This is a genomic window from Citrobacter amalonaticus (assembly GCF_018323885.1).
GTDB lineage: Bacteria > Pseudomonadota > Gammaproteobacteria > Enterobacterales > Enterobacteriaceae > Citrobacter_A > Citrobacter_A amalonaticus.
Window position 1 is genome coordinate 1,781,220 of sequence record NZ_AP024585.1, and the last position, 22,054, is coordinate 1,803,273.

Consider the following 22,054-nt stretch of genomic DNA (forward strand, 5'->3'; position numbering starts at 1 on the left):
GTGGGGTTTTTATTTCTGTCTTTTGAGAGTTGAGTTTCATGGAATCCCTGACGTTACAACCCATCGCACGGGTCGATGGCACGATTAATCTGCCAGGCTCGAAGAGCGTATCAAACCGCGCGCTGTTACTGGCGGCGTTAGCTCATGGCACCACAGAGCTGACCAACCTGTTAGACAGCGATGACGTTCGCCATATGCTCAATGCCCTGAGTGCGTTGGGGATTGATTACACCCTTTCTGCGGATCGCACCCGCTGTGAAATCACGGGTAACGCAGGCCCGCTGCACGCCGAAGGCGCATTAGAGCTGTTTCTGGGCAATGCCGGAACGGCAATGCGACCGCTGGCCGCCGCACTGTGCCTTGGCGCAAACGATATTGTGCTGACCGGTGAACCGCGTATGAAAGAGCGCCCGATTGGTCATCTGGTGGATGCGCTGCGTCAGGGCGGGGCGAACATTGAGTATCTGGAGCAGGAAAACTATCCGCCGCTTCGACTGCGTGGCGGATTTACCGGCGGACAGGTTGAGGTTGACGGCAGCGTCTCCAGCCAGTTTCTCACTGCGCTGCTGATGACCGCGCCTCTGGCACCCCAGGATACGGTGATAAGTATCAAAGGCGATCTGGTGTCGAAACCGTATATTGATATCACGCTGAACCTGATGAAAACCTTTGGCGTTGAGATAGAGAACCAGAGCTATCAGCGCTTTGTGGTCAAAGGCGGTCAGCAGTACCACTCTCCAGGTCATTATCTGGTTGAAGGAGATGCTTCATCGGCCTCCTATTTCCTCGCGGCAGGCGCCATTAAAGGTGGAACGGTGAAAGTGACCGGGATTGGCCGCAACAGCATGCAGGGCGATATCCGTTTTGCCGATGTGTTGGAGAAAATGGGCGCGACCGTCACCTGGGGTGACGACTTTATCGCCTGTACCCGTGGCGAACTGAATGCCATCGATATGGACATGAACCATATTCCGGATGCCGCCATGACTATCGCGACAGCCGCGTTGTTTGCCAAAGGTACGACAACGCTTCGCAACATTTACAACTGGCGGGTGAAAGAAACTGACCGTCTGTTTGCGATGGCGACCGAACTGCGCAAAGTCGGCGCGGAAGTGGAAGAGGGGCATGATTTTATTCGCATCACGCCGCCGGCACACCTGAAGTTTGCCGACATTAGCACCTATAACGATCACCGTATGGCGATGTGTTTCTCGCTGGTGGCGTTATCTGATACGCCGGTTACGATCCTTGACCCGAAATGTACCGCCAAAACCTTCCCTGACTATTTCGAACAGTTGGCGCGTATCAGTACCCCTGCCTGATTTCTCTCTTCGCGCCGGTCAACTGGCTGGCGCGATATCGTCTGTATCTGTACTTTTTTCCTGTTACTGCTAATGCTAACGTGTTGATGATTTAATATTTTGATTTATATGCGTTTTATTATAAATATCAACGGAAGATTAGCATGAAAAATAAATCACTCCTGATTACTATTGCAGTATCCGCAGCGCTGCTGGCGGGATGTAAAAATGGCGTTAATGGTGACATGCTCGCCAGTTCGGGCATGTCGGCCTATAAAGCAGCCACGCTTTCTGATACCGATGTCAAAACGTTGTCCAGCAACGCCTGCAAACAGATGGATAGCCAGAATCAACTTGCGGGAAAAAGCAGTAAATACACCAGGCGTCTGGGTAAGATTGCCAAAGCTCTGGGAAATAATATTGATGGTACTCCGGTCGATTATAAGGTCTACATCACTTCTGACGTCAATGCGTGGGCAATGGCGAACGGCTGTGTCCGCGTTTATTCCGGTTTGATGGATCTGATGACCGATAATGAAATCGAAGGGGTATTAGGTCACGAGTTAGGTCACGTCTCTTTAGGGCATTCCCGCAAAGCAATGCAGACGGCTTATGCTACCCTGGCCGCGCGTGATGCTATTTCTGCCACCAGCGGCGTGGCTTCACAACTCTCTCAGTCGCAGTTAGGCGATTTGGCTGAAGGGGTGATCAACTCGGCGTTCTCCCGCAGTCAGGAATCTGAGGCTGATGACTTCTCCTATGACCTGATGAAAAAACGTGGCATCAATACGCAGGGGTTAGTGAGCGCATTTGATAAGTTAGCCATAATGGATGCCGGCCACGCTAAATCCCTGATGGATTCCCACCCGGCGTCAGCCGACCGTGCTCAGCATATGCGTGACCGTATCGCTGAAGATAAAAAGTAAAACATTGTCATCTTTCGGGCTGGTTTCTCCCCGGCCCGCTATAATTGCGCAATTATTCTTCACCTGGTGACAGACTAAATCTGTTTTTGCACACAACGTTAACGATTGTGGGCGTTGGCGCGTATAATGCGCGGCGTTTACGTTAACAGAACGCCTGTTTAAGGAGATAAAGATGACGGCAATTGCCCCGGTAATTACCATTGATGGCCCAAGCGGTGCAGGAAAAGGCACCTTGTGCAAAGCGATGGCGGAAGCATTGCAATGGCATCTGTTGGACTCTGGCGCAATCTATCGCGTGCTGGCGCTGGCGGCATTACATCATCATGTTGATGTTGCATCGGAAGACGCGCTGGTTCCGCTGGCAACCCATCTCGATGTCCGCTTTGTTTCAACCGACGGAAATCTGGAAGTGATCCTTGAAGGGGAAGACGTCAGCGGTGAAATCCGCACGCAGGAAGTCGCCAATGCCGCCTCTCAGGTCGCCGCATTCCCTCGCGTACGTGAGGCACTGCTGCGTCGTCAACGTGCTTTCCGTGAAGCACCGGGACTGATCGCTGATGGACGTGATATGGGGACGGTGGTTTTCCCGGATGCGCCGGTCAAAATTTTCCTTGACGCCTCCTCGGAAGAACGTGCACATCGCCGTATGCTACAGTTGCAGGAGAAGGGCTTTAGTGTTAACTTTGAACGCCTTTTGGCCGAGATCAAAGAACGTGACGATCGCGACCGAAACCGTGCTGTAGCGCCGTTGGTTCCCGCTGCTGATGCTTTAGTTTTAGATTCCACACGATTAAGCATTGAGCAAGTGATTGAAAAAGCGCTACAATACGCGCGCCAAAAACTGGCACTCGCTTAAGAGCGACCGAATTTGCAGTACCCCCGTTGCAATGGAATGACAGCGGGTATGTTAAACAACCCCATCCGGCACGGAGCCAGGTGGACGTTAAATATGAAACCTGAAGATTAAACATGACTGAATCTTTTGCTCAACTGTTTGAAGAATCCTTAAAAGAAATCGAAACCCGTCCGGGTTCCATCGTTCGCGGTGTTGTTGTTGCTATCGACAAAGACGTTGTTCTGGTTGATGCAGGCCTGAAATCTGAATCTGCAATTCCTGCAGAACAGTTCAAAAACGCGGCTGGCGAACTGGAAATCCAGGTGGGCGACGAAGTTGATGTTGCTCTGGATGCAGTAGAAGACGGCTTCGGTGAAACACTGCTGTCTCGTGAAAAAGCGAAACGTCACGAAGCATGGATCACGCTGGAAAAAGCTTACGAAGATGCTGAAACTGTTACCGGTGTTATCAACGGCAAAGTTAAGGGCGGCTTCACTGTTGAGCTGAACGGTATTCGTGCGTTCCTGCCAGGTTCACTGGTAGACGTTCGTCCGGTGCGCGATACGCTGCACCTGGAAGGCAAAGAGCTTGAATTCAAAGTCATCAAGCTGGATCAGAAACGCAACAACGTTGTTGTTTCTCGTCGTGCCGTGATCGAATCCGAAAACAGCGCAGAGCGCGATCAGCTGCTGGAAAACCTGCAGGAAGGCATGGAAGTTAAAGGTATCGTTAAGAACCTCACTGACTACGGTGCATTCGTTGACCTGGGTGGCGTTGACGGCCTGCTGCACATCACCGATATGGCATGGAAACGCGTTAAGCATCCGAGCGAAATCGTAAACGTTGGCGACGAAATCACTGTTAAAGTGCTGAAGTTCGACCGCGAACGTACCCGTGTATCTCTGGGCCTGAAACAGCTGGGCGAAGATCCGTGGGTAGCTATCGCTAAGCGTTATCCGGAAGGTACTAAACTGACCGGTCGCGTAACCAACCTGACCGACTACGGCTGCTTCGTTGAAATCGAAGAAGGCGTTGAAGGGCTGGTTCACGTTTCCGAAATGGACTGGACCAACAAAAACATCCATCCGTCCAAAGTTGTTAACGTTGGCGACGTAGTGGAAGTTATGGTTCTGGATATCGACGAAGAACGTCGTCGTATCTCCCTGGGCCTGAAGCAGTGCAAATCTAACCCATGGCAGCAGTTCGCGGAAACCCACAACAAGGGCGACCGTGTTGAAGGTAAAATCAAGTCTATCACTGACTTCGGTATCTTCATCGGCCTGGACGGCGGCATCGACGGCCTGGTTCACCTGTCTGACATCTCCTGGAACGTTGCAGGCGAAGAAGCAGTTCGTGAATACAAAAAAGGCGACGAAATCGCAGCAGTTGTTCTGCAGGTTGACGCAGAGCGCGAGCGTATCTCTCTGGGCGTTAAACAGCTGGCAGAAGATCCGTTCAACAACTGGGTTGCACTGAACAAGAAAGGCGCAATCGTAAACGGTAAAGTGACTGCAGTTGACGCGAAAGGCGCAACCGTAGAACTGGCTGACGGCGTTGAAGGTTACCTGCGCGCTTCTGAAGCATCCCGTGACCGCGTTGAAGACGCTACCCTGGTTCTGAGCGTGGGTGACGACGTTGAAGCTAAATTCACCGGCGTTGACCGTAAGAACCGTGCAATCAGCCTGTCTGTTCGTGCTAAAGACGAAGCTGATGAGAAAGATGCCATCGCAACTGTTAACAAACAGGAAGATGCAAACTTCTCCAACAACGCAATGGCTGAAGCTTTCAAAGCAGCTAAAGGCGAGTAATTCTTTGATACTTTGGGAGGTTTCGTCCCGAAGTCAGATGAGAATACTTGACAGATTATAGAATTCGTTCTGTAATCAATGACAAAGGGCGGCTACGGCCGCCCTTAATCAATGCAACAGCAGCAGCTTATTGGAACCGGAGGAATCATGACCAAGTCAGAATTGATTGAAAGACTTGCCACTCAGCAATCTCATATTCCCGCGAAAGCGGTTGAAGATGCGGTCAAAGAGATGCTGGAGCATATGGCCTCGACTCTTGCACAGGGCGAGCGTATTGAAATCCGCGGTTTCGGCAGCTTTTCTTTGCACTACCGTGCACCACGTACCGGGCGTAACCCGAAGACTGGCGACAAAGTGGATCTGGAAGGGAAATACGTTCCGCACTTTAAGCCGGGTAAAGAACTGCGCGATCGCGCCAATATTTACGGTTAAGTTTTTCGCACAACGTAACCTCAGAAAAGCACCTTTACGGTGCTTTTTTCTTGCCTGCTTTTCAACCCTGGAATGCCGCTCGCATTTCATGTTGCACATTGCCGGGCGGCGATGAAAATCGCGGAATCATGGCCGTAAATCCTTCATTCTCCTCCTGACAATCCCGGCTCAGACCTGCACACTGCCGCCAACACGGAGGTGTGTATGAAATTAACGACGGTCAGTCTGTGTGCATTAGGGGGTATTTTCCCTTTATTTTTGCTACCTGCGCTGCCGGGGGAATGGCTTGTTAGCATCCTGTTTGTGCTGGCCTGTCTGCTCGGTCTGCTCCGCTGGAAAGTGGCACAGTACGCTGGGCTTCTCCTGCTGTTTTTTCTCTGGGGCGTCATGGCGGCGAAACAGTCGCTGTGGGCGGGAAATACGTTGCCCGCCGCCACGCAGGAGACCATCGTTGAGCTGACGGCCACGGATAGCATGATGACACATGCCGGGCTGATCACGCATCTTAATGGGCATCGGCTTTTCCCTGCCGTCGGTATTGTGCTTTATAACCAATATTTGCCAATCGCGCCGTGCGCGGGACAACGTTGGGCGATGACGCTGAAGGTCCGTGCCATGCACGGCGAGTTAAATGACGGCGGATTTGATAGTCAGCGTTATGCCCTGGCACAGCATCAGCCGCTCACTGGCCGATTTTTACAGGCAAAGATTGTCGATAGCAAATGCAGCTGGCGAGCGCGCTATCTCGCCTCGTTAACGGATTCTCTGGAAAACTATCCCTGGCAGCAGGTAATACTAGGTCTGGGGATGGGGGAGCGCCTGCTGGTGCCACAGGAAGTCAAAGCGATCATGCGCGATACCGGCACGGCGCATCTGATGGCAATTTCCGGCCTGCATATTGCTTTTGCGGCTTTACTGGCAGCTGCTCTGATTCGCGGCGTGCAGTTTCTGCTGCCGGTCGGTGCAATTCGCTGGCAACATCCTGTGATTGGCGGGCTAATTTGCGCAGCGTTTTACGCCTGGCTGACCGGGTTACAACCACCGGCGCTACGTACGGTGGTGGCGCTGCTGGTGTGGGGAGCACTGAAATTATGCGGGCGGCAATGGAGCGGATGGTCAGTCTGGTGCTGCTGTCTGGCGGCTATTCTGGTTGTTGATCCCGTCGCCGTGATCTCGCAAAGCCTGTGGCTTTCGGCCTTTGCCGTTGCGGCGCTGTTATTCTGGTACCAATGGTTTCCTTGCCCCGCCTGTCCCACATCACGTGCCTGGCGCTTGCTGGTTGAACTGGCACACCTGCAACTGGGGATTACCTTGCTGCTCATGCCGCTACAAATCGCACTGTTCCACGGTATCAGCCTGACGTCGTTTGCTGCGAATCTGTTTGCTGTCCCGCTGGTTACGTTTGTCAGCGTTCCGCTGATCCTCGCCGGAATGGTGGTCCATCTCACTGGTCCGCTGCTTCTTGAGGGCGGACTCTGGTATCTGGCCGATCGCTCACTGGCTGCACTATTCTGGGCGCTCAATCACTTGCCTGCGGGGTGGATCAACATTGATGCCCGTTGGCAGTGGCTGGTCTTTGTCCCCTGGTTGATGCTACCCGGTTGGCGATTTATCGCCTGGCGCGTTTTCCCCGGCCTGTGTCTGGCGACGCTGGCGTTGCTGAGCTGGCCGTTCTGGAGTCCGGTGCGCACTGACGCCTGGCAGGTGCACATGCTGGATGTCGGGCAGGGGTTAGCGATAGTTATCGCCCGTAATGGTAAAGCGTTACTCTACGATACCGGGCTGGCCTGGCCGGGAGGTGACAGCGCCCAGCAGATAATCATTCCGTGGCTGCGCTGGCACCACTTGCAACCAGAGGGGATTATTCTCAGCCATGAGCATCTCGACCATCGCGGTGGACTACACTCTTTGCAGACAACCTGGCCAGCGCTTTGGGTGCGCAGTCCGTTAGGCTGGCAGGGGCATCTGCCGTGTTACCGCGGTGAGACGTGGCAATGGCAGGGACTGCGTTTTAGCGTGCACTGGCCGTTGAAAGGAGACCCGACGCAGGGGAATAATCACTCTTGCGTCGTAAAGATTGATGATGGTACGCACAGTATTCTGCTGACGGGCGATATAGAGTCCCCCGCGGAACTGAAAATGCTCAGTCATTACTGGCAGCATCTTTTGGCGACGGCAATCCAGGTACCACACCATGGCAGCAATACCTCTTCTTCACTGGCGTTACTTCAGCGCGTTAGTGGCAACGTGGCGCTGGTCTCCGCCTCACGCTATAACGCCTGGCGATTGCCGTCATGGAAGGTGAAGCAACGCTATCTGCAACAGGGTTACCGGTGGTGTGATACCCCGCATCAGGGGCAAATTTCGCTGGATTTTTCAACACAGGGCTGGCAGGCGATCAGCCTGCGGGAGCAAATTTTACCTCGTTGGTATCATCAGTGGTTTGGCGTGTCAGACGATAACGGGTAGAATATGCGGCTATTTCAACAGATGCTGGTTTCTTGAATGCATAACGATAAAGATCTCTCTACGTGGCAGACGTTTCGCCGACTGTGGCCAACCATTGCGCCTTTCAAATCGGGTCTGATCGTGGCGGGTGTTGCGTTAATCCTCAACGCGGCCAGCGATACCTTCATGTTATCGCTCCTCAAACCATTACTGGACGATGGTTTTGGTAAAACAGATCGCTCAGTGTTGCTTTGGATGCCGCTGGTGGTTATTGGGCTGATGATTTTACGTGGTATTACCAGCTATATCTCCAGCTACTGTATTTCCTGGGTATCCGGCAAAGTGGTGATGACCATGCGTCGTCGCCTGTTCGGTCATATGATGGGAATGCCGGTTTCCTTCTTTGACAAACAGTCTACCGGGACGCTGCTGTCTCGTATTACTTATGATTCTGAACAGGTAGCCTCTTCGTCTTCCGGTGCGCTGATTACCGTTGTGCGTGAAGGTGCATCGATTATCGGCCTGTTCATCATGATGTTCTATTACAGCTGGCAATTGTCGATAATCCTGGTTGTGCTGGCGCCTATTGTGTCGATCGCGATTCGCGTAGTCTCCAAACGTTTTCGTGCTATCAGTAAGAATATGCAGAATACGATGGGGCAGGTGACAACCAGCGCGGAGCAGATGCTGAAAGGCCACAAAGAGGTACTGATCTTCGGTGGACAGGGAGTGGAAACGAAGCGCTTCGACAAAGTCAGTAACAAGATGCGTTTGCAGGGGATGAAGATGGTTTCTGCCTCTTCCATTTCCGATCCTGTCATCCAGTTGATCGCTTCACTGGCGCTGGCGTTTGTGCTGTACGCGGCTAGTTTCCCAAGCGTGATGGACAGCCTGACGGCAGGGACGATCACCGTGGTCTTCTCCTCAATGATCGCCCTGATGCGTCCGTTGAAGTCGTTGACTAACGTTAACGCCCAGTTCCAGCGTGGGATGGCCGCATGCCAGACTTTATTTGCCATCCTGGATAGCGAGCAGGAAAAAGACGAAGGTAAACGTGTGATTGAGCGTGCGACCGGCGATCTGGAATTCCGCAATGTCACCTTTACCTATCCGGGGCGCGAAGTACCGGCGCTGCGTAACATCAACCTGAAAATTCCGGCGGGCAAAACCGTTGCGCTGGTGGGGCGTTCAGGTTCCGGCAAATCAACCATTGCCAGTCTGATCACGCGTTTCTATGACATCAATGAAGGTGAAATCCTGATGGATGGTCACGATCTGCGGGAATACACCCTAGCCTCATTACGTAATCAGGTCGCGCTGGTGTCGCAGAACGTACATCTGTTCAACGACACGGTGGCGAATAACATCGCCTACGCGCGAACTGAGCAGTATAGCCGTGAGGAGATCGAAGAAGCGGCTCGTATGGCTTATGCCATGGACTTTATCAATAAGATGGATAACGGCCTTGATACGGTGATCGGTGAAAACGGCGTGCTGCTTTCCGGTGGTCAACGTCAACGTATCGCCATCGCGCGCGCCTTACTGCGTGACAGCCCGATTCTGATCCTTGATGAAGCCACGTCAGCGCTGGATACCGAATCTGAACGCGCCATTCAGGCGGCGCTGGACGAACTGCAGAAAAACCGCACCTCGCTGGTGATTGCGCACCGCCTTTCAACTATCGAACAGGCCGATGAAATTGTGGTCGTGGAAGATGGGCTGATTGTGGAGCGCGGTACGCACAACGAGCTGCTGGAACACCGTGGCGTTTACGCGCAACTGCACAAAATGCAATTTGGTCAATGATCGCACGCATCTGGTCCGGTGAGTCGCCCTTGTGGCGACTGTTACTCCCACTTTCCTGGCTATACGGCCTGGTGAGCGGGGCGATCCGTCTGTGCTACACGCTCGGGATCAAACGCGCCTGGCGCGCACCGGTGCCGGTGGTGGTGGTCGGTAATTTGACGGCAGGTGGCAATGGCAAAACGCCGGTAGTGATCTGGTTGGTGGAACAACTTCAGCAGCGCGGTCTTCGCGTTGGGGTAGTTTCTCGTGGATATGGCGGCAAAGCCGCGTCCTATCCCTTGCTGCTGAATGCCGAAACCACCACGGCGGAAGCGGGTGATGAGCCGGTGCTGATTTATCAGCGCACCGGCGCGCCAGTTGCCGTATCGCCCAACCGGGCTGACGCGGTAAAAGCGATTCTGGCGCATCACGATGTGCAGATTATCGTTACTGATGATGGTCTTCAGCACTACCGTCTGGCGCGCGATGTCGAGATTGTGGTGGTTGATGGCGTTCGTCGCTTCGGCAACGGCTGGTGGCTACCGGCAGGTCCGATGCGGGAGCGAGCAGGTCGCCTGAAAACGGTGGATGCGGTTATTGTTAATGGCGGTATTCCGCAGGCGGGCGAGATCCCGATGCATCTGGCGCCAGGACAGGCTGTGAACCTGCGTACCGGTGAGCGCCGTGATGTCGCACAATTGCAAAATGTCGTGGCAATGGCCGGTATTGGTCATCCGCCACGCTTTTTTGCCACGTTAGAATCCTGTGGCGTACAGCCGCAAAAATGTGTTCCTCTGGCGGATCATCAGGCATTGACTTCGCAGGATGTCAACGGCCTACTAAACGGGTCGCAAACGCTGGTCATGACGGAGAAGGACGCCGTGAAGTGCCGCGCCTTTGCCGAAGACAACTGGTGGTATCTTCCTGTCGATGCACATTTGTCGGGGACTGAACCTGAGACATTACTCGAAAAATTGATCTCGCTGACACGTTAGCGCACCACCATGACGGCAGCGTACAAATGAGGGAATCATGAATGTCGTTGCCGTACCTCTCACTTACGGATGCCCGTAACCTTCATCTCGCCGCCCAGGGATTGTTAAAAAAACCACGTCGTCGCGCGTTGGCAAGCGATATCCTGCCGACGATTACCCGTATGTCGCTACTACAAATCGATACCATCAATATTGTCGCCCGCAGTCCCTACCTTGTGTTGTTCAGTCGACTGGGCAATTACACCCCACAGTGGCTGGATGATGCGTTGGCGCAGGGTGAACTGATGGAGTACTGGGCCCATGAGGCCTGTTTCCTGCCGCGTAGTGATTTTACGCTGATACGCCACCGGATGCTGGCACCTGAAAAAATGGGCTGGAAGTACCAGGCGGCGTGGATGGAAGAGCATGCCGGCGAAATTGAGCAACTGTTGCAGCATATTCATCAAAATGGACCGGTACGCTCGGCTGACTTTGAGCATCCGCGTAAAGGCAACAGCGGCTGGTGGGACTGGAAGCCGCACAAGCTGCATCTGGAAGGGTTGTTTACGGCAGGAAAAGTGATGGTGATTGAGCGTCGCAATTTCCAGCGCGTGTACGATCTCACTCATCGCGTGATGCCACACTGGGATGATGAACGCGATTTGCTACCCCGGGCGCAAGCAGAATCTGTCATGCTGGACAACAGTGCGCGCAGCCTGGGTATTTTTCGTGAGCAGTGGCTGGCAGATTACTACCGCCTGAAACGTCCTGAGTTACAAAACTGGCGCGACGTGCGGGCTGAACAGCAGTACATCATTCCGGTAGAGGTCGAAAAACTTGGTCGGCTGTGGTTGCATGCGGATTTGCTGCCGCTACTTGAACAGGCACAGGCAGGCAAGCTGACAGCGACGCATAGCGCGGTACTGTCGCCGTTTGATCCGGTGGTTTGGGATCGCAAACGTGCGGAGCAACTGTTCGATTTCAGCTATCGGCTGGAGTGCTACACGCCAGCCCCAAAGCGCCAGTATGGTTATTTTGTCCTGCCTTTACTGCACCGGGGTCAGTTGGTGGGGCGGATGGACGCCAAAATGCACCGTAAGACGGGCGTACTGGAAGTGATTTCTCTCTATCTGCAAGAAGGCGTAAAGCCAGGAGTGACGCTGCAAAATGGGCTACAGCAGGCGATAACCGATTTTGCCCGCTGGCAGAATGCCGTTCGCGTGACGCTCGGCCGCTGTCCGGCAGGGATATTTACGCAATGTCGACAGGGGTGGGAAATAGACGCAGTCGCATGAGCGAGTATGATAAGATCTCTGCATTCATTACCCGGTCCATCTGGAGGAACTATGGATCATCGACTGCTTGAAATCGTTGCCTGCCCGGTCTGTAACGGCAAACTCTGGTACAACCAGGAAAAACAAGAACTGATCTGCAAACTGGATAACCTCGCTTTTCCACTGCGTGATGGCATTCCCGTTTTGCTGGAAACCGAGGCCCGTGTATTAGCGGCTGATGAGCGTAAATCATGAGTTTTGTCGTCATTATTCCTGCCCGCTACGCCTCCACGCGTCTGCCGGGTAAACCGTTGCAGGACATCAACGGTAAACCGATGATTGTGCATGTGCTGGAACGCGCCCGTGAATCCGGCGCTGAGCGTATTATTGTCGCGACCGATCATGAAGAGGTCGCACGCGCCGTTGAAGTGGCGGGTGGAGAAGTGTGCATGACCCGCGTCGATCACCAGTCCGGGACAGAACGTCTGGCTGAAGTGGTTGAGAAGTGTGGTTTCAGTGATGACACCGTGATTGTCAATGTGCAGGGTGATGAGCCGATGATCCCGGCCATCATTATTCGCCAGGTGGCAGAAAACCTGGCGCAGCGTCAGGTTGGAATGGCCACGCTCGCGGCACCGATTCATAGCGCGGAAGAGGCGTTCAATCCGAATGCAGTGAAGGTGGTACTGGATGCCGAAGGCTATGCGCTGTATTTCTCGCGTGCAACGATCCCCTGGGATCGCGATCGTTTTGCGAAAAGTCGCGAGACCGTCGGCGATAATTTCCTGCGACATCTCGGCATTTACGGCTACCGCGCCGGATTTATCCGCCGCTATGTGAGCTGGGAGCCCAGCCCGTTGGAAAACATCGAGATGCTAGAGCAACTCCGCGTGCTGTGGTACGGCGAAAAAATCCACGTGGCTGTGGCAAAAGAGGTGCCTGGCACCGGTGTTGATACCGCAGAAGACCTCGAGCGCGTTCGCGCTGAAATGCGTTAATTTTCTTTACGACACTCCGCTCTTTAGTGAGAGGAGTGTCGTACCGTTACGATTTTCCACGCTTTTTCTTTTCAACAATTGATCTCATCCGGGTGACATCCGTCGGTGTGGCGCTCATTATAAAAGCAGTAGCTTTTATGAGGGCAATCTGAATGGAACAGCTGCGCGCCGAATTAAGTCATTTACTGGGCGAAAAACTGAGCCGCATTGAATGCGTGAATGAAAAAGTCGACACAGCACTGTGGTCGCTCTATGACAGCCAGGGCAACCCAATGCCGCTGATGGCCCAAAGTTTCACCACGCCGGGGGTCGCGCAACAACTGGCCTGGAAAACCACCATGTTAGCGCGTAGCGGCACCGTGCGAATGCCGGTCATTTATGGGGTGATGACTCACGATGAACATCCCGGTCCGGATGTCTTACTGCTGGAACGTCTGCGTGGCGTCCCCGTTGAAGCGCCGGCCCGGACGCCGGAGCGTTGGGAGCAGCTCAAAGATCAGATTGTCGAAGGGTTACTGGCCTGGCACCGCCAGGATAGCCGGGGGTGTGTCGGTGCGGTGGACAATACGCAGGAGAATATCTGGCCTTCCTGGTATCGTCAGCGGGTTGAGGTGCTCTGGAGTACGCTCAGTCAGTTCAACAACACCGGGCTAACCATGCAGGATAAGCGCATTCTGTTTCGCACCCGCGAATGTCTGCCCGCGCTGTTTGACGGCTTTAACGACAACTGTGTGCTGGTGCATGGCAATTTTAGTCTGCGCAGCATGTTAAAAGACGCCCGGAGCGACCAGCTTCTGGCGATGGTGGGGCCTGGTATTATGCTCTGGGCACCACGGGAGTACGAACTGTTCCGGCTGGTAGATAACACGCTGGCGGAAGGACTACTCTGGCACTACCTGCAACGCGCGCCAGTGGCGGAATCGTTCATCTGGCGGCGTTGGTTATACGTGTTATGGGATGAAGTGGCGCAACTGGTCAATACCGGGCGCTTTAACCGATCTCATTTTGATCTCGCTGCGAAATCACTCCTGCCCTGGCTCGCCTGACGAGCCTTTCAACCGCTGCCAGACTCTCCCCAGCGTCTCGTAGCTTGCGCGATCGCTATGCATCAACCAGACGGGAGAGGGGATTGCCCGCTCCCACGGATTCAACGGGGAATCGATAGCCAGTTGATTCGCCGGAGCCGGCAGCGGATTTAACCCTGCCTGCTGAAAGAAAATCATTGCTCGCGGCAGATGAGAGGCTGAAGTGACCAGCAGGAATGGCGCGTCGCCGATAGCCTGCTTCACGGCAGCGGCTTCTTCCTCCGTATCCTTAGGCTTGTCGAGTGTGATGATATCCTCTTCCGGCACCCCCAGCGATTGCGCCACCCGTGCGCCAACTTCTGCCGTACTCACCGGATTGGTTTTGGCATTCGCGCCGGTAAAAATCAATTTCGAACCCGGGTTAGCCCGCCACAGACGTATTCCCTCATTTAGACGCGGCAAACTGTTGTTGATCAGGTTAGAACTGGGCGCCCACTGCGGGTTCCAGGTATAGCCGCCGCCTAACACGACGATGTATTCAACTTTCTGCGTATCCTGCCAGGTGGGGTAGCTATTTTCTATCGGGCGCAGCAGATGGTCTGCAACGGGTTGCAGGCTGAGCAGGAACAGTACCAGCCAACTGAGGCTGATAAATACCTTGCCGGTTTTCTGAAAACGGCTAAACCACAGCAGTGCCAGACCGATACCCATCATCAAGAGCAGAAAAGGGAGAGGCAACAGCATGCCGCCAATCACTTTCTTCAGCGTAAAAAGCATCCTTTTTGGTTCCTTTTTTGACCATACAGCAGAAGAATAATCGTGATATTACACCAGAGAGGTTCATTCTCCGCGCGGGTGTGACAAAATAGCGGTTTTATCAGAGAACAGCTAAGCCAGCCTGTGGAGAGCCCGATGCGGGATCGCAATTTTGATGACATTGCTGAGAAGTTTTCCCGTAATATTTACGGCACCACAAAAGGGCAGCTAAGGCAGGCTATCCTGTGGCAGGATCTCGACCTTATTCTGACAGACTTCGGCGCGCAACCACTTCGTGTGCTGGACGCTGGCGGCGGTGAAGGACAAACGGCCATTAAAATGGCAGAACGTGGTCATCACGTGACGTTGTGTGACGTCTCCGGTGAGATGATCGCCCGTGCGCAACGGGCGGCAGAAGCCAAAGGTGTGAGCCACAACATGCATTTTATACAATGCGCTGCTCAGGACGTCGCTTCGCATTTGGAAAGCTCCGTTGATCTGATATTGTTTCACGCTGTGCTGGAGTGGGTCGCCGATCCGGTCAGCGTGTTAGAGACCCTTTGGTCGGTATTGCGTCCCGGTGGCGTACTGTCATTAATGTTCTACAATGCCAACGGCCTGTTGATGCATAACATGGTGGCGGGGAACTTTGACTACGTGCAGATAGGGATGCCCAAACGTAAGAAGCGTACCCTTTCACCAGACTATCCGCGTGAGCCAGGAGAGGTTTACCAGTGGCTGGAACAGATGGGCTGGCAGATCACCGGGAAAACCGGGGTGCGCGTGTTTCATGATTATCTGCGTGAGAAACATCAGCAGCGTGACTGTTATGAGATATTGCTTGAATTAGAAACGCGTTACTGTCGCCTGGAGCCGTATGTCAGCCTGGGTCGTTACATTCACGTCACCGCGCGTAAACCGCAGATGCAAGGATAACCTATGAGTGAATTTTCCCAGACAGTCCCCGAACTGGTTGCCTGGGCCAGAAAAAATGACTTCTCTATCTCGCTGCCGGTAGACCGACTCTCGTTTCTGCTGGCGGTGGCCACGCTGAATGGCGAGCGCCTGGACGGTGAGATGAGTGAAGGCGAACTGGTGGATGCGTTCCGCCATGTAAGTGATGCGTTTGAGCAAACCAGCGAAACCATTGGCGTGCGCGCGAACAATGCGATCAACGATATGGTGCGTCAACGTCTGCTGAACCGCTTTACCAGTGAGCAGGCAGAAGGGAACGCGATTTATCGTTTGACGCCGCTCGGCATTGGCATTACCGATTACTATATTCGCCAACGTGAATTTTCCACGCTGCGTCTGTCAATGCAGTTGTCGATCGTGGCGGGTGAGCTCAAGCGCGCGGCGGATGCCGCCGATGAGGGCGGCGATGAGTTCCACTGGCATCGCAACGTCTATGCGCCACTCAAGTATTCGGTCGCTGAGATTTTCGACAGTATCGATCTGACTCAGCGCATCATGGATGAACAGCAGCAGCAGGTGAAAGATGATATCGCGCAACTGCTGAATAAAGACTGGCGCGCGGCGATTTCGAGCTGTGAACTGCTACTGTCAGAAACCTCCGGCACTCTGCGCGAGTTGCAGGATACGCTGGAAGCGGCAGGCGATAAATTGCAGGCCAATTTGCTGCGTATCCAGGATGCGACGCTGGCTCATGACGATCTGCATTTTGTTGATCGCCTGGTGTTTGACCTGCAAAGCAAGCTCGATCGTATTATCAGCTGGGGTCAGCAGTCGATCGATCTGTGGATTGGCTATGACCGCCACGTTCACAAATTTATCCGTACCGCCATCGATATGGATAAAAACCGCGTCTTTGCCCAGCGCTTACGTCAGTCGGTACAGACCTATTTTGACGAGCCGTGGGCGCTGACCTATGCCAACGCCGATCGTCTGCTGGATATGCGTGACGAAGAGATGGCGCTGCGTGATGAAGAGGTCACCGGGGAACTTCCGCCGGATTTAGAGTACGAAGAGTTTAACGAGATCCGCGAACAGCTGGCGGCGATTATCGAAGGCCAACTGGCTATCTATAAATCGAAAGAGACGCCGTTAGATCTCGGTCTGGTAGTGCGCGAGTATCTTGCGCAATACCCGCGTGCGCGTCACTTTGACGTCGCGCGCATTGTTATCGATCAGGCGGTACGTCTTGGCGTAGCGCAAGCAGACTTCACCGGACTGCCAGCCAAATGGCAGCCGATTAATGATTACGGAGCCAAGGTACAGGCGCATGTCATTGACAAATATTGAACAAGTGATGCCGGTTAAGCTGGCGCAGGCGCTGGCGAATCCGTTATTTCCGGCGCTGGATAGCGCATTACGTTCAGGCCGCCACATTGGTCTGGATGAACTGGATAATCATGCCTTTTTGATGGACTTTCAGGACTATCTGGAAGAGTTTTACAGCCGCTATAACGTGGAGCTGATCCGCGCGCCGGAAGGTTTCTTCTACCTGCGTCCGCGTTCAACGACCATTATCCCGCGTTCCGTGTTGTCTGAACTGGACATGATGGTCGGTAAAATTCTCTGCTACCTCTACCTCAGTCCGGAGCGGCTGGCGAACGAGGGGATTTTCACTCAGCAGGAGTTGTACGACGAGCTGCTGACGCTGGCTGACGAAGCCAAACTGTTGAAGCTGGTGAATAACCGCTCAACCGGCTCCGACGTCGACCGCCAGAAGTTACAGGAAAAAATGCGCTCGTCATTAAACCGTCTTCGCCGTTTAGGCATGGTGTGGTTTATGGGGCATGACAGCAGCAAATTCCGCATTACGGAATCGGTGTTCCGCTTTGGCGCGGATGTACGAACGGGTGACGACCCGCGCGAAGCGCAGCGTCGCCTGATCCGCGATGGCGAAGCGATGCCGGTCGAAAACCACCTGCAGCTCAATGATGAGACCGAAGAGAATCAGCCGGACAGTGGAGAAGAAGAATAATGATTGAACGCGGTAAATTTCGCTCACTAACGCTGATTAACTGGAACGGTTTCTTTGCCCGTACCTTTGACCTGGATGAACTGGTTACCACGCTTTCCGGGGGGAATGGCGCGGGGAAATCCACTACCATGGCGGCGTTCGTCACGGCGCTAATCCCGGATTTAACCCTGCTGCACTTCCGTAACACCACGGAAGCAGGCGCGACCAGCGGCTCACGCGACAAAGGTCTGCACGGTAAGCTGAAAGCGGGTGTCTGTTATTCGATGCTCGATACGATCAACTCGCGCCATCAGCGCGTGGTGGTGGGTGTGCGCTTGCAGCAGGTTGCCGGACGCGACCGTAAAGTCGATATCAAACCGTTTGCCATTCAGGGACTGCCGATGTCTGTGCAGCCTACGCAACTGGTGACGGAGACGCTGAACGAACGTCAGGCGCGCGTCCTGCCGTTAACGGAGCTGAAAGAAAAGCTCGACGCGATGGAAGGCGTGCAGTTTAAGCAGTTCAACTCGATCACCGATTACCATTCGCTGATGTTTGATCTGGGCCTCATCGCCCGTCGTCTGCGCTCTGCGTCTGACCGTAGTAAATTCTATCGCCTGATTGAAGCCTCGCTGTACGGTGGGATTTCCAGCGCGATCACCCGGTCTCTGCGCGACTACCTGTTGCCGGAAAACAGCGGGGTGCGTAAGGCGTTCCAGGATATGGAAGCTGCGCTGCGGGAAAACCGCCTGACGCTGGAAGCCATTCGCGTTACCCAGTCCGATCGCGATCTGTTTAAACACCTGATTAGCGAAGCCACCAACTATGTGGCGGCGGACTATATGCGTCACGCCAATGAGCGCCGGATCCACCTCGATAAAGCGCTGGAATTCCGTCGCGAATTGTACACGTCGCGCAAACAACTGGCGGCCGAGCAGTATAAACACGTCGACATGGCGCGTGAGTTGGGCGAGCACAACGGTGCGGAAGGCGATCTCGAAGCCGATTATCAGGCGGCAAGCGATCACCTGAACCTGGTGCAAACCGCGCTACGCCAGCAGGAAAAAATTGAACGTTATGAAGCGGATCTCGACGAGTTGCAGATCCGTCTCGAAGAACAAAATGAAGTGGTCGCAGAAGCTGCCGATCGTCAGGAAGAGAACGAAGCGCGCGCCGAAGCTGCCGAGCTGGAAGTGGATGAGTTGAAAAGCCAACTGGCGGACTACCAGCAGGCGCTGGACGTTCAACAGACCCGCGCCATCCAGTACAACCAGGCGATCTCGGCGCTGGAACGCGCCAGAGCGGTGTGCCATCTGCCGGATCTGACGGCCGATAGCGCCGCCGAGTGGCTGGAAACCTTCCAGGCGAAAGAGCAGGAAGCCACCGAAAAAATGCTCTCGCTGGAACAGAAAATGAGCGTGGCGCAAACCGCGCACAGTCAGTTCGAGCAGGCGTATCAGCTGGTGGTGGCGATCAATGGCCCGCTGGCGCGTAATGAAGCCTGGGACGTGGCGCGCGAACTGCTGCGCGAAGGCGTTGACCAGCGTCACCTGGCGGAACAGGCGCAGTCGCTGCGTATGCGACTGAGCGAACTGGAACAGCGTCTGCGCGAGCAGCAGGAAGCCGAACGTCTGTTGGCGGAATTCTGCAAACGTCAGGGGAAAAATTTCGACATTGACGAACTGGAAGCCCTGCATCAGGAGCTGGAAGCGCGTATCGCCTCGCTGTCTGACAACGTTTCCAGCGCGCATGAACAGCGTATGGCGCTGCGTCAGGAGCAGGAACAGCTACAGTCGCGCATTCAGCATCTCATGCAGCGTGCCCCCGTCTGGCTGGCGGCGCAGAACAGCCTGAGTCAGTTGAGTGAACAGTGCGGTGAAGAGTTTACGTCCAGCCAGGAAGTGACCGAATATCTGCAGCAATTGCTCGAGCGAGAGCGTGAAGCGATTGTGGAACGCGACGAAGTCGGCGCGCGCAAGAATGCCGTCGATGAAGAGATCGAACGCTTAAGCCAGCCTGGTGGCTCGGAAGATCAGCGTCTGAACGCGCTGGCGGAACGCTTTGGCGGCGTGCTGCTGTCAGAAATCTATGACGACGTCAGTCTTGAAGATGCGCCGTACTTCTCCGCGTTGTATGGTCCGTCGCGTCACGCCATTGTGGTGCCGGATCTGTCGCTGATCGCTGAACAACTGGAAGGGTTGACGGATTGCCCGGAAGATTTGTATCTGATCGAAGGGGATCCGCAGTCATTTGATGACAGCGTCTTCAGCGTCGACGAACTGGAAAAAGCGGTGGTGGTGAAGATTGCCGATCGCCAATGGCGCTACTCGCGCTTCCCGTCCGTACCGCTGTTTGGCCGTGCGGCGCGAGAAAACCGCATCGAAACGCTGCATGCCGAGCGTGAAGGATTATCCGAGCGTTTTGCCACGCTCTCTTTTGACGTTCAGAAAACGCAGCGTCTGCATCAGGCGTTCAGCCGCTTCATTGGCAGCCATCTTTCGGTGGCTTTTGAATCCGATCCGGAAGCCGAAATTCGCCAGCTCAACAGCCGTCGCGTTGAGCTGGAACGTGCGTTGACCGCCCACGAAAACGACAACCAGCAGCAGCGTCTGCAGTACGAACAGGCGAAAGAGGGCGTTGCCGCGCTTAACCGCCTGCTGCCGCGTCTGAATTTACTGGCTGACGACAGTCTGGCGGATCGCGTCGAAGAGATCCGCGAGCGTCTGGATGAAGCGCAAGAAGCCGCGCGCTTTGTACAGCAGCACGGCAACCAACTGGCGAAACTGGAACCGATGGTGTCGGTGTTGCAGAGCGACCCGGAACAGTTTGAACAACTGAAAGAAGATTACGCGTACTCCCAGCAGACGCAGCGCGATGCGCGTCAGCAGGCGTTTGCGCTGACCGAAGTGGTCCAGCGTCGTGCACACTTCGGCTATTCCGACTCAGCGGAAATGCTCAGCGGCAACAGCGATCTGAACGAAAAACTGCGTGAGCGCCTGGAACATGCGGAAGCTGAACGTACCCGCGCCCGTGAAGCCCTGCGTGGTCATGCGGCGCAACTGAGTCAGTACAATCAGGTTCTGGCTTCGCTGAAAAGCTCTTACGATACCAAGAAAGAGCTGCTTAACGATTTGCAGCGTGAATTGCAGGATATTGGCGTGCGTGCCGACAGCGGAGCGGAAGAGCGTGCGCGTATTCGTCGCGATGAACTGCATTCGCAGCTCAGCAACAACCGTGCGCGGCGTAACCAGCTCGAAAAAGCGCTTACCTTCTGTGAAGCGGAGATGGATAACCTGACCCGCAAACTGCGCAAACTGGAACGCGATTACCACGAAATGCGTGAGCAGGTGGTAACCGCGAAAGCAGGCTGGTGCGCCGTGATGCGACTGGTGAAAGACAGCGGCGTCGAGCGTCGTTTGCATCGTCGCGAGCTGGCCTATCTTTCCGGTGATGATCTGCGCTCCATGTCGGATAAGGCGCTGGGTGCGCTGCGTCTGGCGGTCGCTGATAACGAACATCTGCGTGATGTCCTGCGTCTGTCTGAAGATCCGAAACGTCCGGAACGTAAGATCCAGTTCTTTGTCGCAGTGTATCAGCATCTGCGCGAGCGTATCCGTCAGGATATCATTCGTACCGACGATCCAGTGGAAGCCATCGAACAGATGGAAATCGAGCTGGGCCGCCTGACCGAAGAACTGACCTCCCGTGAACAGAAACTGGCGATCAGCTCACGTAGCGTGGCGAACATTATTCGCAAGACCATCCAGCGCGAGCAGAACCGTATTCGTCAGCTCAACCAGGGGTTGCAGAGCGTGTCGTTCGGTCAGGTTCACAGCGTGCGTCTGAACGTGAATGTGCGTGAAACCCATGCCACGCTGCTGGAAGTGCTGTCTGAACAGCATGAGCAGCATCAGGATCTGTTCAACAGCAACCGCCTGACCTTCTCAGAAGCGCTGGCGAAACTTTATCAACGCCTGAACCCGCAAATCGACATGGGACAGCGTACGCCGCAAACCATTGGCGAGGAGTTACTGGATTACCGTAACTATCTCGAAATGGAAGTGGAAGTTAACCGTGGTTCTGACGGCTGGCTGCGTGCAGAGTCCGGTGCGCTATCGACCGGTGAAGCGATCGGGACCGGGATGTCGATCCTGGTGATGGTGGTTCAAAGCTGGGAAGATGAAGCGCGCCGTCTGCGCGGGAAAGATATCTCCCCGTGCCGTCTGCTGTTCCTCGATGAAGCCGCCCGTCTGGATGCGCGCTCCATCGCGACGTTGTTTGAGCTGTGTGAGCGTCTGCAGATGCAGCTCATCATCGCGGCGCCGGAAAACATCAGTCCGGAGAAGGGCACCACCTATAAGCTGGTGCGTAAAGTCTTCCAGAATACGGAACACGTTCATGTGGTTGGTCTGCGCGGGTTTGCGCCGCAGTTACCGGATCCTCTCCCCGGCGAGGCTGATGCCCCGTCAGAGGCCAGCTAAAACCTTAAAGACGGCTGAAAAGCCGTCTTTTTCATTTCTTAAACTATAGATTTCAGGTGCATTTTCTTTAAACTTCTTTACATTA

17 protein-coding genes are annotated in these 22,054 nt (G+C 54.5%); 16 read left to right on the top strand and 1 reads right to left on the bottom strand.

The genetic code is table 11. The features are described 5' to 3' along the window. Window positions 1–38: 38 nt before the first annotated feature. The 12 genes from aroA (at window position 39) to KI228_RS08340 (ending at window position 13,827) form a co-directional block, all read left to right on the top strand. Window positions 39–1,322, top strand: coding sequence for a 3-phosphoshikimate 1-carboxyvinyltransferase (aroA, locus tag KI228_RS08285; protein ID WP_044256343.1), 1,284 nt, complete (start codon window positions 39–41; stop codon window positions 1,320–1,322). 143 nt (window positions 1,323–1,465) lie between these two features. Beyond that, complete coding sequence (loiP, locus tag KI228_RS08290) at window positions 1,466–2,227, top strand: metalloprotease LoiP (RefSeq protein WP_061070321.1); 762 nt, start codon at window positions 1,466–1,468, stop codon at window positions 2,225–2,227. Window positions 2,228–2,399: 172 nt separating this feature from the next. Next, window positions 2,400–3,083, top strand: a complete 684-nt coding sequence (gene cmk, locus KI228_RS08295) for a (d)CMP kinase (protein WP_042320210.1) — start codon at window positions 2,400–2,402, stop codon at window positions 3,081–3,083. A 113-nt stretch (window positions 3,084–3,196) separates the two neighbouring features. Continuing rightward, window positions 3,197–4,870, top strand: coding sequence for a 30S ribosomal protein S1 (gene rpsA / locus KI228_RS08300; protein ID WP_042320207.1), 1,674 nt, complete (start codon window positions 3,197–3,199; stop codon window positions 4,868–4,870). 147 nt (window positions 4,871–5,017) lie between these two features. Next, on the top strand, window positions 5,018–5,302 hold the full coding sequence (gene ihfB / locus KI228_RS08305; RefSeq protein ID WP_002463068.1) for an integration host factor subunit beta: 285 nt from the start codon (window positions 5,018–5,020) through the stop codon (window positions 5,300–5,302). Window positions 5,303–5,506: 204 nt separating this feature from the next. Beyond that, on the top strand, window positions 5,507–7,771 hold the full coding sequence (locus KI228_RS08310; RefSeq protein WP_061070320.1) for a ComEC family protein: 2,265 nt from the start codon (window positions 5,507–5,509) through the stop codon (window positions 7,769–7,771). A gap of 36 nt (window positions 7,772–7,807) precedes the next feature. Next, window positions 7,808–9,556, top strand: coding sequence for a lipid A ABC transporter ATP-binding protein/permease MsbA (gene msbA, locus KI228_RS08315; RefSeq protein ID WP_043001191.1), 1,749 nt, complete (start codon window positions 7,808–7,810; stop codon window positions 9,554–9,556). Next, on the top strand, window positions 9,553–10,530 hold the full coding sequence (lpxK, locus tag KI228_RS08320; protein ID WP_061070319.1) for a tetraacyldisaccharide 4'-kinase: 978 nt from the start codon (window positions 9,553–9,555) through the stop codon (window positions 10,528–10,530). Before msbA ends, lpxK begins: the two co-directional genes overlap by 4 nt. A 41-nt stretch (window positions 10,531–10,571) precedes the next feature. Further along, window positions 10,572–11,804 carry a winged helix-turn-helix domain-containing protein gene (locus tag KI228_RS08325; protein ID WP_044265759.1) on the top strand — a complete coding sequence of 411 codons (1,233 nt, stop codon included), beginning with the start codon at window positions 10,572–10,574 and terminating at the stop codon, window positions 11,802–11,804. A gap of 51 nt (window positions 11,805–11,855) precedes the next feature. After that, window positions 11,856–12,038, top strand: a complete 183-nt coding sequence (gene ycaR, locus KI228_RS08330; RefSeq protein ID WP_042320194.1) for a protein YcaR — start codon at window positions 11,856–11,858, stop codon at window positions 12,036–12,038. Beyond that, window positions 12,035–12,781, top strand: coding sequence for a 3-deoxy-manno-octulosonate cytidylyltransferase (gene kdsB, locus KI228_RS08335; RefSeq protein ID WP_043001188.1), 747 nt, complete (start codon window positions 12,035–12,037; stop codon window positions 12,779–12,781). The genes ycaR and kdsB overlap by 4 nt, the downstream gene beginning before the upstream one ends. Before the next feature lie 152 nt (window positions 12,782–12,933). After that, window positions 12,934–13,827, top strand: coding sequence for a YcbJ family phosphotransferase (locus KI228_RS08340; protein WP_044256333.1), 894 nt, complete (start codon window positions 12,934–12,936; stop codon window positions 13,825–13,827). On the opposite strand, the gene elyC is transcribed toward KI228_RS08340, so the two are convergent. Then, a complete protein-coding gene (gene elyC, locus KI228_RS08345) occupies window positions 13,804–14,583 on the bottom strand; it encodes an envelope biogenesis factor ElyC (RefSeq protein WP_044256330.1) in 780 nt (259 codons plus the stop codon). The genes KI228_RS08340 and elyC overlap by 24 nt on opposite strands. Window positions 14,584–14,718: 135 nt before the next feature. Between elyC and cmoM the strand changes: the two genes are divergently transcribed. The 4 genes from cmoM to mukB are packed head-to-tail and all read left to right on the top strand — an operon-like array spanning window position 14,719 to window position 21,969. Continuing rightward, entirely contained in the window at window positions 14,719–15,498 is a 780-nt protein-coding gene (cmoM, locus tag KI228_RS08350; RefSeq protein WP_054177197.1) for a tRNA uridine 5-oxyacetic acid(34) methyltransferase CmoM, read from the top strand. 3 nt (window positions 15,499–15,501) lie between these two features. Beyond that, window positions 15,502–16,824 (top strand): chromosome partition protein MukF, encoded by a 1,323-nt coding sequence (gene mukF / locus KI228_RS08355; RefSeq protein WP_042320184.1) that lies wholly within the window; start codon window positions 15,502–15,504, stop codon window positions 16,822–16,824. Further along, entirely contained in the window at window positions 16,805–17,509 is a 705-nt protein-coding gene (mukE, locus tag KI228_RS08360) for a chromosome partition protein MukE (RefSeq protein WP_043001183.1), read from the top strand. Before mukF ends, mukE begins: the two co-directional genes overlap by 20 nt. Then, a complete protein-coding gene (gene mukB, locus KI228_RS08365; RefSeq protein ID WP_099433421.1) occupies window positions 17,509–21,969 on the top strand; it encodes a chromosome partition protein MukB in 4,461 nt (1,486 codons plus the stop codon). The genes mukE and mukB overlap by 1 nt, the downstream gene beginning before the upstream one ends. Window positions 21,970–22,054 lie beyond the last annotated feature (85 nt).

What these genes read in the sequence shown, in the direction of transcription:
- ihfB (WP_002463068.1), top strand. Translation starts at nt 5,018, where the DNA reads ATGACCAAGTCAGAATTGATTGAAAGACTTGCCACTCAGCAATCTCAT.
- ycaR (WP_042320194.1), top strand. Translation starts at nt 11,856, where the DNA reads ATGGATCATCGACTGCTTGAAATCGTTGCCTGCCCGGTCTGTAACGGC.
- elyC (WP_044256330.1), bottom strand. Translation starts at nt 14,583, where the DNA reads ATGCTTTTTACGCTGAAGAAAGTGATTGGCGGCATGCTGTTGCCTCTC.
- mukF (WP_042320184.1), top strand. Translation starts at nt 15,502, where the DNA reads ATGAGTGAATTTTCCCAGACAGTCCCCGAACTGGTTGCCTGGGCCAGA.
- KI228_RS08310 (WP_061070320.1), top strand. Translation starts at nt 5,507, where the DNA reads ATGAAATTAACGACGGTCAGTCTGTGTGCATTAGGGGGTATTTTCCCT.
- lpxK (WP_061070319.1), top strand. Translation starts at nt 9,553, where the DNA reads ATGATCGCACGCATCTGGTCCGGTGAGTCGCCCTTGTGGCGACTGTTA.
- kdsB (WP_043001188.1), top strand. Translation starts at nt 12,035, where the DNA reads ATGAGTTTTGTCGTCATTATTCCTGCCCGCTACGCCTCCACGCGTCTG.
- mukE (WP_043001183.1), top strand. Translation starts at nt 16,805, where the DNA reads ATGTCATTGACAAATATTGAACAAGTGATGCCGGTTAAGCTGGCGCAG.
- KI228_RS08325 (WP_044265759.1), top strand. Translation starts at nt 10,572, where the DNA reads ATGTCGTTGCCGTACCTCTCACTTACGGATGCCCGTAACCTTCATCTC.
- cmoM (WP_054177197.1), top strand. Translation starts at nt 14,719, where the DNA reads ATGCGGGATCGCAATTTTGATGACATTGCTGAGAAGTTTTCCCGTAAT.
- aroA (WP_044256343.1), top strand. Translation starts at nt 39, where the DNA reads ATGGAATCCCTGACGTTACAACCCATCGCACGGGTCGATGGCACGATT.
- cmk (WP_042320210.1), top strand. Translation starts at nt 2,400, where the DNA reads ATGACGGCAATTGCCCCGGTAATTACCATTGATGGCCCAAGCGGTGCA.
- msbA (WP_043001191.1), top strand. Translation starts at nt 7,808, where the DNA reads ATGCATAACGATAAAGATCTCTCTACGTGGCAGACGTTTCGCCGACTG.
- loiP (WP_061070321.1), top strand. Translation starts at nt 1,466, where the DNA reads ATGAAAAATAAATCACTCCTGATTACTATTGCAGTATCCGCAGCGCTG.
- mukB (WP_099433421.1), top strand. Translation starts at nt 17,509, where the DNA reads ATGATTGAACGCGGTAAATTTCGCTCACTAACGCTGATTAACTGGAAC.
- KI228_RS08340 (WP_044256333.1), top strand. Translation starts at nt 12,934, where the DNA reads ATGGAACAGCTGCGCGCCGAATTAAGTCATTTACTGGGCGAAAAACTG.
- rpsA (WP_042320207.1), top strand. Translation starts at nt 3,197, where the DNA reads ATGACTGAATCTTTTGCTCAACTGTTTGAAGAATCCTTAAAAGAAATC.